General features: G+C 75.8%; 15 protein-coding genes. 8 read left to right on the forward strand and 7 right to left on the reverse strand.

Going from position 1 to position 12,595, the window contains the following annotated elements:
- Positions 1–170: 170 nt before the first annotated feature.
- Positions 171–1,313 (forward strand): uroporphyrinogen-III synthase, encoded by a 1,143-nt coding sequence (locus C2142_RS06035; RefSeq protein WP_148641432.1) that lies wholly within the window; start codon positions 171–173, stop codon positions 1,311–1,313.
- Positions 1,313–2,218, forward strand: coding sequence for a CbiX/SirB N-terminal domain-containing protein (locus C2142_RS41440; protein ID WP_148641433.1), 906 nt, complete (start codon positions 1,313–1,315; stop codon positions 2,216–2,218). Before C2142_RS06035 ends, C2142_RS41440 begins: the two co-directional genes overlap by 1 nt.
- An 11-nt stretch (positions 2,219–2,229) precedes the next feature.
- Here the strand turns inward: C2142_RS41440 and C2142_RS06045 are convergent, their stop codons facing one another.
- Both C2142_RS06045 and C2142_RS06050 read right to left on the reverse strand, forming a co-directional pair.
- Complete coding sequence (locus C2142_RS06045) at positions 2,230–2,571, reverse strand: hypothetical protein (protein ID WP_148641434.1); 342 nt, start codon at positions 2,569–2,571, stop codon at positions 2,230–2,232.
- Positions 2,568–2,972 (reverse strand): hypothetical protein, encoded by a 405-nt coding sequence (locus tag C2142_RS06050; protein ID WP_148642218.1) that lies wholly within the window; start codon positions 2,970–2,972, stop codon positions 2,568–2,570. The genes C2142_RS06045 and C2142_RS06050 overlap by 4 nt, the downstream gene beginning before the upstream one ends.
- A gap of 155 nt (positions 2,973–3,127) precedes the next feature.
- Between C2142_RS06050 and C2142_RS06055 the strand changes: the two genes are divergently transcribed.
- On the forward strand, positions 3,128–4,726 hold the full coding sequence (locus C2142_RS06055) for an acetyl-CoA carboxylase carboxyltransferase subunit alpha/beta (RefSeq protein ID WP_241002401.1): 1,599 nt from the start codon (positions 3,128–3,130) through the stop codon (positions 4,724–4,726).
- Between the two features lie 199 nt (positions 4,727–4,925).
- Here the strand turns inward: C2142_RS06055 and C2142_RS06060 are convergent, their stop codons facing one another.
- The 3 genes from C2142_RS06060 to C2142_RS39390 form a co-directional block, all read right to left on the reverse strand.
- Positions 4,926–5,498 (reverse strand): GNAT family N-acetyltransferase, encoded by a 573-nt coding sequence (locus tag C2142_RS06060; RefSeq protein WP_148641435.1) that lies wholly within the window; start codon positions 5,496–5,498, stop codon positions 4,926–4,928.
- A 122-nt stretch (positions 5,499–5,620) separates the two neighbouring features.
- A complete protein-coding gene (locus tag C2142_RS06065) occupies positions 5,621–6,073 on the reverse strand; it encodes a hypothetical protein (protein ID WP_241003119.1) in 453 nt (150 codons plus the stop codon).
- Positions 5,989–6,195, reverse strand: a complete 207-nt coding sequence (locus C2142_RS39390) for a hypothetical protein (RefSeq protein ID WP_241002402.1) — start codon at positions 6,193–6,195, stop codon at positions 5,989–5,991. The genes C2142_RS06065 and C2142_RS39390 overlap by 85 nt, the downstream gene beginning before the upstream one ends.
- Positions 6,196–6,780: 585 nt before the next feature.
- Here C2142_RS39390 and C2142_RS06070 point away from each other — a divergent pair.
- From C2142_RS06070 to C2142_RS06080, 3 genes are all read left to right on the forward strand, one after another.
- The gene (locus tag C2142_RS06070) at positions 6,781–7,155 is read left to right on the forward strand and encodes a transglycosylase SLT domain-containing protein (protein WP_241002403.1); all 375 of its coding nucleotides are present in this window, start codon (positions 6,781–6,783) and stop codon (positions 7,153–7,155) included.
- Positions 7,156–7,423: 268 nt separating this feature from the next.
- Entirely contained in the window at positions 7,424–8,644 is a 1,221-nt protein-coding gene (locus C2142_RS06075) for an ROK family transcriptional regulator (protein WP_162002416.1), read from the forward strand.
- 411 nt (positions 8,645–9,055) lie between these two features.
- Positions 9,056–9,934, forward strand: a complete 879-nt coding sequence (locus C2142_RS06080) for a hydroxyacid dehydrogenase (protein ID WP_206670903.1) — start codon at positions 9,056–9,058, stop codon at positions 9,932–9,934.
- Here the strand turns inward: C2142_RS06080 and C2142_RS39395 are convergent.
- Both C2142_RS39395 and C2142_RS06090 read right to left on the reverse strand, forming a co-directional pair.
- Positions 9,916–10,299, reverse strand: coding sequence for a hypothetical protein (locus tag C2142_RS39395; RefSeq protein ID WP_241002404.1), 384 nt, complete (start codon positions 10,297–10,299; stop codon positions 9,916–9,918). The genes C2142_RS06080 and C2142_RS39395 overlap by 19 nt on opposite strands.
- A gap of 161 nt (positions 10,300–10,460) precedes the next feature.
- The gene (locus C2142_RS06090; protein ID WP_148641439.1) at positions 10,461–10,910 is read right to left on the reverse strand and encodes an HD domain-containing protein; all 450 of its coding nucleotides are present in this window, start codon (positions 10,908–10,910) and stop codon (positions 10,461–10,463) included.
- A 179-nt stretch (positions 10,911–11,089) separates the two neighbouring features.
- Between C2142_RS06090 and C2142_RS06095 the strand changes: the two genes are divergently transcribed.
- Both C2142_RS06095 and C2142_RS06100 read left to right on the forward strand, forming a co-directional pair.
- On the forward strand, positions 11,090–12,028 hold the full coding sequence (locus tag C2142_RS06095; RefSeq protein ID WP_148641440.1) for an AEC family transporter: 939 nt from the start codon (positions 11,090–11,092) through the stop codon (positions 12,026–12,028).
- A 183-nt stretch (positions 12,029–12,211) separates the two neighbouring features.
- The gene (locus tag C2142_RS06100; protein WP_148641441.1) at positions 12,212–12,559 is read left to right on the forward strand and encodes a hypothetical protein; all 348 of its coding nucleotides are present in this window, start codon (positions 12,212–12,214) and stop codon (positions 12,557–12,559) included.
- Positions 12,560–12,595: the final 36 nt, after the last annotated feature.

A 12,595-nucleotide genomic window follows, 5' to 3' on the forward strand; every position in this document is an offset into this window, starting at 1 on the left:
CGTTTCGCCACCGGGTCCCCCGTGTTGCGCGCGCGGTACGCGTCGCTCACGCCGCCGCGGGGGCGGGGTGCGCGGCAGGACATCAGCCGTAACCGGGCGGGCGGATTCGCTAACGCGCAGGTGACGGGCGGGCAATCCCCACGTAACGCGGCCATCGCACCCTTGCGGCCATGGCACCCTCCCCCACCGGCCCGCGTCCCAGCGGGCAGCCCGGGCCCCTCACCGGCTTCACCATCGGGGTCACCGCCGCGCGCCGCCGCGACGAGCTGGTCGCCCTGCTCACCCGGCGCGGCGCCCAGGTGGTCGAGGCTCCGGTGCTGCGCATCACCCCGCTCGCCGACGACCTGGCCCTGCGCCAGGCCACCGAACGCTGCCTGGCCGCGCCGCTCGACTACGTGGTCGCCACCACCGGCGTCGGCTGGCGCGGCTGGATGAGCGCCGCCGAGGGCTGGGGCCGCGGCACCGCCCTCGCCGACGCCTGCCGGGACGCGGTGGTGCTCAGCCGCGGCCCCAAGGCCACCGGTGCGGTCCGGGCCAGCGGCCTCGGCGAGGGCTTCTCCCCCGACACCGAGGCCACCGACGAGCTGCTCACCTGGCTGCTGGCCCGCCCGCTGGCCGGCCGCCGGATCGCCGTCCAGGAGCACGGCATCCGGCTGGACGCCTTCGCGGCCGCGCTGCGCGAACGCGGCGCCGAGGTGATCTCCGTCCCCGTCTACCGCTGGGAGCCGCCGGACGACCCGGCGCCGGTGCGGCGGCTGGTCGAGCAGACCGTCCGGCGCCAGGTCCACGCGCTCACGTTCACCAGCGCCCCCGCGGTCACCGCGTTCGTGCAGACGGCCACCGCCGAGGGCCTGCGCGAGCCCCTGCTGGAGGCGCTGCGGGGCGACGTCCTGCCCGTCTGCGTCGGTGTGCTCTGCGCCCGGCCGTTCGCCGAGCTCGGCCTGCCCGCGGTCTTCCCGGAGCGCGGCCGGCTCGGTTCGCTGGTCCGCCTCCTCGCCGAGACCCTGCCCGGCCGCGGTCGCCAGGACGTCACCGTCGCCGGGCGGACGCTCACCCTCCAGGGCAACGCCGTGATGGTCGACGGCCGGAGCCACTGGCTCAGCCCGCGCGGGGCCGCCGTCCTGCGGGCCCTCGCCGAACGACCGGGCCGGGTGCTCAGCCGCGCCGAACTGCTCCGCACCGCCTGGGCCGACGCGACGGCGGACGAGCACGCCGTCGAGGCGGCGGTCGGGCGGCTGCGGGCCGCGTTGGGACCGCACGGCGGGCTGATCCGGACGGTGCCCAAGCGCGGCTACCGCCTGGCGGCGGGCTGATGGGCGGGTTCGCGCGTACCACCGACCGTCCGGTGCTGCTCGCGGTCGCGCACGGCAGCCGGAACCCGGCCGGCGTCGCCGCGACGCGCGAGCTGCTGGAGCGGGTGCGCGTGCTCCGCCCCGAACTGGACGTCCGCTGCTGCTTCCTGGACCTCGCCGCGCCGTCCCTGCCCGAGGCGCTGGCCCGGCTGGCCGACGGCGAACCGGCCGTCCTCGTGCCGCTGCTCCTCGGCACCGGCTACCACCTCCGGGTGGACATCCCCGGCGCGCTGGCCGCCGCCCGGCTGCCGCACGTCCGGCTCGCGCCCTCGCTCGGCCCCGACCCGCTGCTGGCCGCCGTCCTCGCCGACCGGCTCGCCGGGAGCGGCCGTCCCCCCGGCGCCGGCCCGGTGGTGCTCGCCGCGGCCGGCTCCTCCGACCCGGCGGCCGCCGCCGACACCCGCCGCACGGCCCGTCTGCTCGCCGCACGCCTGGGCGACGGGCGGCCCGTCGTCCCCGCCTACCTGTCCGCGGCCCGCCCGACCCCGCACGAGGCGGTCGAGGCCCTGCACGCCGCCGGACACCGCCGGGTCGCCGTCGCCACCTACCTCCTCGGCCCGGGCTTCTTCGCCGACCGGGCCGCCGCCACCCCCGCCCGCTGGACCAGCGACCCGCTCGGCACCCACGACGCCCTCGCCCGCCTGGTCGCCGAACGCTACGACCGGGCGTGCGGCGTCCCGGTGCACGAGGTACGGGAGTGCGGCGCCCCGGCGTGCGGCGTCGCGGTGTACGGCGCCCCGGCGTGTGGCATCCCGGCGTGTGGCATCCCGGCGTGCGGCGCCCCGGCGTGCGGGGTCGCGGTGTACGACGGGCGCCTCCCCGACGGCGGGGCCCGGTGGTCGGAGCCGGCCGTCGCCCGCGGGTGAGGCCCGGCGGCTCAGTCCGGGCGTCCGGGCCCGTCCCGCAGCGGCGCCCGGTCGACCACCTCGACGTACATGATCCGCCCGTCCAGCACGTCCAGGGCGAGCAGCCCCTCCTCGGCGGGGAGCGGCACGCACCGGTGGCCGGCACCGAACGGCTGCCCCTTCGGGTGCGGCGCGGTCGCGAAGCTCTGGCAGAAGTCATCGCCGCAACCGCACTCCGCAACCAGACGGAGATCACGGGCCACGAGGGCCAGGTCGCGCTCACCCTCCGCCTCCAGGAGGGCCGTCAACTCGCGGGCGAAGGCGGGGAAGACCTCCCGGACGAGCGGGTGTTCCCGGTCCACTCGGGCGCTCATGCCGGTCCGGCGGCGCCCCGCCGGTCCTCGACGTGGACGACCCGCAGCCCTGTGCCGTCCTGGTGACGCCTGCCCCGCCCGTACACGCCGACCGCGAGCGTCGAGTCGTCACCCGGCTCGGCCGGCCCGACGTAGGTGAGGACGTCCGGGTGGTCGCCGGTGACGACCCAGCCACCGGCCTCCCCGAGGTCGATCACGCCGAAGTCCCCCGCGGGGGAGCCCGGACGGACCGGTCCCGCCTCGGCGAGCAGCGCGGTCGCCCGCGCCGCGAGATCGTCGGAGTCGGCCGGCCCGGTCAGCACCACGCAGGTGCCGTGCTCGAACAGCACCAGCGACTTGGCAGGGTGGTCGATGAGGCGGGTCCAGGTCTCGATGAGCGTCTCGGTGTCCACGGCCGCCATCATGCCGAAGCCCCGCCCCGGCGGCGACGGGGTTTTTCCCGGCTCCCCGAGGCTGTCGGCCTGCTCACATCCGCACGTCGGACCGGGACGGGCCCGCCACCACTGCGTAGGGTGGATCTTGACGGTGCGGGCGGCTCGGCTGACGGGGTGGGACCTTGGGTACGGGAACTTCTCTGACGGCACGCCAACTGCTCGGACTGCTCGTCGATCCCGGAACGTTCACGAGCTGGGACGAGCCGCTCGGCCCGGAGCCCGCCGAGGCCGGCTACCGGGCGGCGCTGGCCCGGGCGCGAGAGCGGACCGGAACGGACGAGGCGGTCGTCACCGGGACCGGACGGATCGGCGGCCGGGCGGTGGCGCTGGTGGCCTCCGAGTTCGGCTTCCTCGGCGGGTCGATCGGGGTGGCCACGGCCGAACGGATCACCCGGGCCGTGGAGCGGGCGACCGCCGGACGGCTGCCGCTGGTCGCCCTGCCGGTGTCGGGCGGGACCCGGATGCAGGAGGGCTCGGCGGCCTTCCTCTGCATGCTCCGGATCACCGCCGCCGTCCAGGCCCACCGCGCGGCCGGACTGCCGTACCTCACCTACCTGCGCAACCCCACCATGGGCGGGGTGTTCGCCTCCTGGGGCACACTCGGGCAGCTGGTCTTCGCCGAGCCGGGCGCCCGGCTCGGGTTCCTGGGCCCACGGGTGTACGAGGAACTGCGCGGCGTGGAGCTGCCTGCGGACGTGCAGCGCGCCGAGACGCTGGCCGCGCGCGGCCTGGTGGACGCGGTGGTCGCACCGGAGGAGCTGCGCGAGGTGCTGCGGCGCGCGCTGGCCGTGCTGGCCCTCGGCGCGACGACCGCGGAGCGCCGGGCGGACGGCCTTGACCCGGCCCCGGAGCCGGCACCGACCTCGGAACCGACACCGGCCTCGGGCTCGGAACCGACCTCGGCCGAGCCGCCGCCGACCGGGCCCGGGACCCGTCCCGACGCCTGGGAGGCCGTCCGCAGCACCCGTCGCCCCGACCGGCCGGGGACCCGCGAGCTGCTGCGCCGCACCGCCGGGGAACTGGTCCTGCTGGACTCCCCCGGCGGCCGGGACGGTGCGCTGGTGCGGGCGCTCGCCGTGCTACACGGCCGGCCCGCGCTGGTGATCGGCCAGCAGCGGCAGGAGCCGGACCGGGAGCGCCCGTTCACCGCCGCCGACCTGCGGGCCGTCCGCCGCAGCGCCCGGCTCGCCGAACAGCTCGGGCTGCCGCTGGTCACGGTGGTCGACACGGCCGGTGCCGAACTCTCCGCGCAGGCCGAGCTGGACGGCATCGCCGTCGAGATCGCGCACTGCCTCACCACGCTGCTCGCCCTGCGCACACCCGTCCTCGCGGTCCTGCTCGGCCAGGGATCCGGCGGCGGCGCGCTCGCCCTGCTGCCCGCCGACCGGGTGCTCGCCGCCGAACGCGCCTGGCTCGCGCCACTGCCGCCCGAGGGCGCCTCCGCAATCGTCCACCGCGACGGCGCGCACGCCGCGGAGCTGGCCCGCTCCCAGGGCATCGGTGCGTACGACCTGGCGGACGTCGGCCTGGTCGACGCCGTCGTGCCCGAACTACCGGACGCGGCCGAGGAGCCGGCCGCCTTCTGCGACCGGCTGGGGCGGGCGGTCGGCACGGCGCTCGGCGCCCTCACCGCCCTTCCGGAGGCGGAGCGGCTCGCCGCCCGGGCCGGCCGCCACCGGCGCCTGGGCGACACGCTGGCCGGCCGGACGCCCTCGGCATGATCCCCGGCGGCTGACCGGCGGGCGGCGCGGTTCCTGCTGCTTCGTCCGATGCGCAGGCGGCCGGCCCGGGTCGGCCACGGCCGGTCGGCGCCAACCGGGGGCACCGGCCGGGCTGCGTCGGCCGGTCGCCACCGACCAATCGGCACCGGCCGACGCATGCCACGCGCGGTGGATCCGCCACCGTGAGCGCCCGGCCCCCTCAGCCGGCCTCGGCGGCGAGGGCCTTCGCCCGGTGACGGGTCAGCCGCCAGATCTGTTCCTCGCCGGTCTCGGCGGGGGCCACGCGCTCGCGGGGGCGGCGGACGTGCTCGGTGAAGCCGAGGCGGGCCGGGACGGCACCGCTGGCGAGGTTGGCCGGGTCGTGCACGACCTCGACGAACTCGACGCCGGGCAGGCGGAAGGCCTGTTCGACGAGCTCGCGGACCGCCCGCGTGACCAGGCCTCGGCCGGTGGCGGCGGGGTGCAGCCAGTAGCCGATCTCGCGGCCGCCGTCCGCATCGTCGGCGCTGCGGAACAGCCCGCAGGCGCCGACGATCTCCCCGTCCGACACGATCGCGTAGCTGTAGTCCTGACCACGCGCCCACCGCTCTGCGCGCTTCACCAGGAAGGCGCGGGTGTTCGCCTCGCTGTGCTCCGCCACCCAGCCCATCCACGGCCGCAGGTGCTCCAGCGACTCCTCGATGACCCGGAGGAACTCCGGAAGGTCCGCCTCGCCGTTGAACGCGCGCAGCGTGAAGCCGTCCAGTTCGATCACCTGCTGGGGATGTTCCATGCCGGAAGCGTCGTCCACGGCCGCCCTTGCCGGCAACGGAATTCCGCACCCCCGAGAGCGTTGCGGGGTCGGCCTCGTCGTCAACCGGGCAGCAGCCGGCCCCTGCATCCCGTCCGGTCGGGTCAGTCCCGCCGACCGGACGGGACGCCGGGAACGGCCGGGACGCCGGGGACGGGGGCGGCGGGAGCGCCGGGGACGGGGACGGCCGGAGCGCCGGGGACGGGGGCGGCGGGAGCGCCGGGGACGGGGGCGATCGTCGCGGCCAGCGGGTCCAGGGCGGCGGCCTCCGGGGTGCCCTTCCCGGCTCTGAAGACGTGCACCACCAGGCCCGTCTCACCGGGCTCGGCCGGCACGTGCAGCGTTTCGAAGTCCAGGGTCAGCGGCCCGGTCACCGGGTGCCGCAGGCGCTTGCGCCCCGCCGCGCACATCACGATCTCGCCGGTGGCCCAGATCCGCCGGAAGTCCGCGCCGCGGTCGGACAGTCCGGTGATCAGTGCGGCCAGCCCGGGTCGTCCGGGTAGCGGCCCGCGGCGACCCGCAGCTGGCCGACGGCCTCGCGCGCCCGGTCCTCCCAGTCGGGGTGGACATCGCGGGAGGCCGGGTCCAGGAAGAGGAAGGCGGCGTTGTTGCGGTCGCGACGGGCCGGGTCGGCGAGGCCGCCGAGCAGCTCCGTACCGAGGGCGTTCCACGCGACCACGTCGAGGCGGCGGTCGGTCGCGAAGCCGCGGCGGCGACGTGGTCGACGTCCGCCCGCGAAGCCGCGGCGGCGACGTGGTCGACGTCCGCCCGCGAAGCCGCGGCGGCGACGCGGTCCGGCCGGCGTGTGGCGCCGCTCTCAGATCGTCTGCACACGCAGTGGTGCCGACCGAGCGGTCGGTGACGGACCCCGATAGGCGTCCGGTGAGTGCGCTCACACGCGAACCACCGCCACGACGACCGGTAGTGGCCACCGGACGACGGGCAGCCGGAACCCCCGGCGGGCGCGTTCGCCCAGGTCAGTGGGCACGACACCAGCCGCCACGGCGGGCCTTCGATTCCACGGCGCACACCCTCGCTACGACGGTGGATCGTAAGCAGGGGGTCTTGGCGGCGGCCGATCCGGTCTGGCAACAATGGCTCAGTCGTCAGCCGCCCCGGCACCTGTCCCGCCGGGAAAGCGGCTAGCTGCCGAGTCACGCCCCGCGACCGTTTCGGCCCCTGTCCGGCCACTGGTCGAGGCGGGGCGTGACACCGGCCCAACCCGATTGAGGTCTTGTTCTACATGCCCGCTTTCAAGCTCCGTATGCGTACCTCTGCTGCACTTCTTGCCGGCGCCGCCGGTCTGACCGCCCTGGGCGCCGGCCTGATGCCCGCCGCCGCCTCGGCCGCGACCGCCTCCCCGCAGACCATCGCCGCCCAGATCGTGCCGGCCAACCAGCTCGCCTCGTTCAGCCAGATCATCTCCCACGAGTCGAGCTGGAACGTGACCGCGACCAACCCGAGCTCGGGCGCGTACGGCCTGGCCCAGGCGCTGCCGGGCTCCAAGATGGCCTCGGCCGGTGCGGACTGGAAGACCAACCCGACCACCCAGATCAAGTGGGCGCTGGACTACATGAACTCCCGCTACGGCAGCCCGAACGCCGCCTGGTCGTTCTGGCAGAACCACCACTGGTACTAAGCCGCTCCGCTTCGGCCCCGCCGAACCGTTGAGCCGGTGTAGCACCGACACCTCCGTCAGACCACTGTCCCCCCTCACCCCGGGGATCGGACAGGGAGAACCGGGGTGACCGAGAGGGCCCGTGCACGCGCGATCCGCGTACACGGGCCCTCTCGCCCGTTTCCGGCGCGGGACACCGGCCGGGCCGACACCGCCGTTCGGATATATTCGGGCCGAGACAAAGTCCCGCACGCTCGGGCCCCGCCCGGCCCGGCCCGAGGAGCACCCGGTGCCCCAGCCCCCGCGCACTCCGGCGACCGCCACCACGCAGACCGTGGCGCAGGTCAACCGGACCGTGCTGCTGGAGGTGCTGCGCCGGCACGGCTCGCTCTCCCGGCAGCAGCTGGCCGTCGAGAGCGGGCTCAGCACGGCGACCGTGCACCGCCTGGTGGAGGTGCTGCGCGCCGAGGGCGCCGTCGTCGTGGAGGCCGAACGGGCGCCGTCCAGCGGCGGGCGCCCGCCGCAGCTGATCCGCTACAACGCCGGAGCGCAGACCGTGCTGGCCGTCGCCATGCGGCCGCGCCGGATCGTGGGCGTGGTCACCGACCTGCACGGCACGGTGCTGCACGAGACCGAGCATCACTGGACCGGCCTCGGCCCGGCCCGCACCCGCGAACTCACCACCGAGGACCTCACTGGCCCCCTGCTGGCCCTGGTCGACGGCCTGCGGAAGTGGGCCGGCCGCCATGCGGGCCCGCCCCGCGCGCTGGTCGTCGGCGTCCCCGGGGTGGTCCGGGAGCGGACCGGGCCGGTCGAGTTCGCGCCCGCACTGGACTGGCCCGGAATGCGGCTGCACGCGCTGCTCCAGCAGCGGTTCGGCATCCCGGTGGCCGTCGAGAGCAACGTCAACCTGGTCGCCCTGGCGGTGCAGCACAGCGAGGCCGCCGCCGGGGTCAGCGACCTCGCGGCGGTGGTGGTCGGCATCGAGGTCGGCGCCGGGATCGTGCTCGGCGGCCGACTGCACCGCGGCCGGCTCGGGTCGGCCGGCTCCCTCGGCCAGCTGATGACCGACCGCCGGGCCCTGGACCGGCCACTCGGGCGCACCGGTGACACCCAGTCCCGGATCGGCGACCACGCCGTGGACCGGCGGATCACCGAGGCCGGCCTGACCGTCGGCACCGGCTCCCCTGCCGAGCGGGTCGCCGAACTGTTCCGGCTCGGGCGGGCCGGCGAGCCCGCCGCGGTCCGCCTGATCGACGAGCTCACCGACGACCTGGCGCTGTTGGTGGCCAACCTCTCCGCCGTCCTCGGCCCCGAACTGATCGCGCTCGGCGGGCGGCTGTTCTGGGAGAGCGCGGGCGAGATGCTGCCCGCGATCGAGTCCCGGCTGCACGGGCGGGTGCCGGTGATGCCCCGGCTGACGATGGTGCACTCGACCACCACCGAACTGGTCGGCGCCGCAGCCGCAGCCGTCCGCCTCGCCGACGGGGCCACCTTCATCACGCGCTGACGGGGCGTCTCCACCTCGCGCCGACGGGGGCGCCCTCACCTCCCGCCGACGTGGGCACCTTCGGCACGCGCCGGCACCCCGACCGGGGCCAGGGCGGGGTGTGCGCCCGCCCCTGTATGCCGCGGGCCCGCCTCCCACGCACCCTCACTCCTCCCTCGCCCCTCCCTCGCCGCCATTCCCCGCCCCTCCCTCGCCGCCATTCCCCGCCCCTCCCTCGCCACCCTTCCCTCCCTACTATTTCTCAACGTGATAGAAACTCTCCCATGGGCACTCGACCAAGGGAGACGCGAATGTTCGCAGCCGCCTTCGCGATGGACCCGGGGCGTTTTCCCGACGGGTACGGCCCCGAGGCCCTCGCCCGGGTGGCCCGCCTGGCCGACGTGGCCGAGAACGGGACGGCCCCCCGGCGGGGTGTGGAGCACCGAACGGCTGGCCGCCGAACCGGAGGCGCTGCGCGGTGTCGAGGTACTGTTCATCGGCTGGGGCGGTCCCGTGCTGGACGCCCCGACCCTCGCCCGCCTGCCCCGGCTGCGCCTGGTGGCCTACGCCGCAGGCTCGGTAGGCCGGATCGCCACCGAGGCGTTCTGGGCCGCCGGGGTCCCGATCGTCACCGCCGCCCAGACCAACGCCGTCCCGGTGGCCGAGTTCGCCGTCGCCCAGATCGTCTACGCCCTGAAGAACGGCTGGCGCCACGTCCTCGCGGCCCGCGCCGCCCGCGCGCCGGTCCGGGCCGGCCGGGCGCGCGGCGCGTACAGGCCGACCGTCGGCGTGCTCTCGCTCGGCGCCATCGGCCGGCTGGTCTGCGAGCGGCTGCGCGACTACGACGTCCGGGTCGTCGCCCACGACCCGTACGTGCCCGCCCCGACGGGCGTCCGACCGGTCGGCCTCGACGAACTCTTCGCCACCGCCGACGTGGTGAGCGTCCACACCCCGCTCACCGCCGAGACCAGGGGGCTGGTCGGACGCCGGTTGCTCGCCTCGATGAAGCCCGGCGCGACCCTGGTCAACACCGCGCGCGGCGCCGTCCTGGACGAGCCCGCCCTGCTCGCCGTCCTCGCCGAACGGCCGGACCTGTTCGCCGTGTTGGACGTCACCGACCCCGAGCCGGCGGTGCCCGGCTCGCCGTTGTTCACACTCCCCAACGTCATGGTGACCCCGCACCTCGCCGGCAGCCTGGCGCTGGAGCGCCGGCGCCTCGGGGACCTGGTGGTGGGCGAGTTCGAGCGTTGGACGGCCGGCGAGCCACTGCGCTGGGCTCTCGACGCGGACGCCTACGAGCGGATGGCCTGACCATGACGACACCCGACGACCGTCCCGACGGCTCCGGCCGCCCCGACGGGCAGGACCGTCCCGACGGCTCCGGCAAGCCCGACGGCCCTGACCGTCCCGACATCCTCGTCGTCCTGACGGACCAGCAGACCGCCGACGCCATGAGCGCGGCCGGCAATCCGCACCTCGCCACGCCGAACATGGACGCGCTGGCCGCCGCCGGCACCAACTACCGCCAGGCGTACTGCCCCCAGCCGCTCTGCGCGCCGTCCCGGGCGAGCCTGCTCTTCGACCTGGACGCCGATCCCGGCGAGATGGTCAACCTGGCGGTGGGCGCCCGGCACGCGGAGCCGCTGGACCGGTTCCGCGCCCTGCTCGTCGGGCACTGCGCAGGCACCGGTGACCCGTTCGCCCGGTTCGTCCCGGCCCCGTCGGCCGACGGCACCACCTGGCGGCCGGTCGGACGGTGTCGGTCGCCCGACGACGGCGGCCGACCGGTCTCCGTCAGCCGGCCTCCGTTCAGCCCGCCTTCGTCCGCCGGCCTCCGTCAGCCCTCGTCCAGGCCGAGCAGCGCGCGGGTGCGCCGGTACTTGGCCGCCAGCCGCTCCGCCGTCGCCGGGTCCAGGGTCGCCAGCCGGGCCGGGTCGGAGTTGTGGGCGAGGTCGGCCTGCTTGACCAGCAGGGCGCCGGGGGTGGCCAGGATACGGGCGGTGTACTCCTCCAGGGCCTCGCCCGGGCGCTTGGTGAGCGCGTCGACGATCGACTTGGTGGTGTCGGTGAGCGCGGCCGAGGCCAGCCAGTCCCGGGTCAGCACGTCGTCCTCGATCGCGTCGTGCAGCCAGCCCGCCGCGATCTGTTCCTCGCTTCCCCCGCGGTCCGCCACGCCGTGGGCGACCGCGGCGATGTGTTCGCTGTAGGGGTGGCCGTTCTTGTCGACCTGTCCCTCGTGCGCACGCCGCGCGATGGTCTCCACCTCGGCCAGGCTCAGATAGTCCACCAGGCCATCGTAGGGCTCCGGGCATCTGGTTGACTGCGGCGGTGCCGGGCGACCCCTGGCCGTGCCCACGGACCGCAGACACGACCTGTCGCCACCGCGGCAGCTCGCCGACGCGGCCATGTCGCCATGTCGCCACGTCGCCAACCCGACGAAGCGGCCCGAGCCCCCTTGAGGAACCCATGCCCAGCCTGCCTCCGTTGCTCTCCGGCTTCGCCCCGATCTGGGTCCTCACCGCGGTCGGCTACCTGGTCGGACGCAGCGGCCTGCTCGGACCGCAGGCCGACATGGTCCTGAACCGCTTCGTGTTCCATGTGGCCATGCCCGCCGCACTCTTCGTGATGATCGCGCGCACCCCGCTGGACCGGTTCGCCAACGCCTCGATGCTGGCCTTCGCCGCCGGGACGGCGGTCGCGGCCGGGCTCGGGCTGCTGGCTGCGCACCGGCTGTTCGACCGGGCGCTCCCCGAGCGGGCGATCGGCGGGATGGCGGCCGGCTACGTCAACTCGGCCAACCTCGGGATCCCGGTCGCCATGCAGGTGCTCGGCGACGCCTCGTTCGTCGCTCCGGTGGTCCTCTTCCAGATCCTGCTGGTCACTCCGGCCGTGCTGACGGTGCTGGACAGCGGGCGCGCGGGCCGGCGCGCGCTGCTCACCCTCCCCCTGCGCAACCCCGTCCTGCTGGCGGTCGCCATCGGCGCCGCGGTCTCCGCGGTGACCACCGCCACGGGGTGGCACCTGCCCGACGAGGTGGAGCGGTCCTGCCAGCTGCTCGGCGGCGCCGGTGTGCCGACCGCACTGGTGGCGCTCGGCATGTCGCTGCACCATCGCCCGGCGGCCGCCGGCCCGGCCCGGTTGGCCGAGGTCGGCGTGGCCGTCGCGGTCAAGACGCTGATACAGCCCCTGGCCGCGTTCGCCGTCGGCGCGTTCCTCCTCCACCTGCCCCCGCACCAGCTGCTCACCGTCGTGCTGTTCTCCGCCCTGCCGACCGCGCAGAACGTGTTCACCTACGCCCGCGAGTACGGCCGGGGCACCGCCCTGGCCAGGGACTCGGTGCTCTGGTCGACCCTGGTCTCGATGGCGACGCTCTCGGCCGTCAGCTGGGCACTCGGGCCGGCCTGACCCGGCCCGACCCGTCGCCGTCCCGGACGTCCCTGACGTCCCTGGCGTTCATGACGCCCCAAACCTCCCGGACGCCCGGACGCCCGGGCAGGAGCCGGTGGAAACCCACCCCAGGTGGACAGGAGGCGTACAACAGGGCGGAAACCTACCGGTCCCGGGCGGCCCAGTGGGATGCCGGCGGCCATGACCCACGCCTACCGCGAACCCGTGGACAAGCGTCAGTGCCCCGCCGCCGTCACCCTCCCCCCGGCCGATCTGGACCGCTTCGACACCATGCCGGACGCAGCCTTCACGATGGTGCCGCAGCTACGGTGCGAGCTGGTCGCCGGGCACGGGGGCGCCCACTCCGCGCTGGTCCAGGGCAGCGGCTACGACCTGCACTGGGCGTCCTGGCCGCAGTACGCGGTCGAGAAGGCCTCGCGCTGCCCGGCCGCGGCCGGTCCGGTCGGACCGCCCCACCTCCAGGAGCCGGAGATCTGCCTGCTGCGCGAGGGCCACCCCGGAGACCACTACGGGGAGACCTTGTTCTGAGCCCTGGACGTCGCCGGCCCAACCCTTCGCCGGCGC

The sequence above is a fragment of the Streptomyces sp. CB01881 genome, from assembly GCF_002953255.1.
In the GTDB taxonomy this organism is placed as follows: domain Bacteria; phylum Actinomycetota; class Actinomycetes; order Streptomycetales; family Streptomycetaceae; genus Kitasatospora.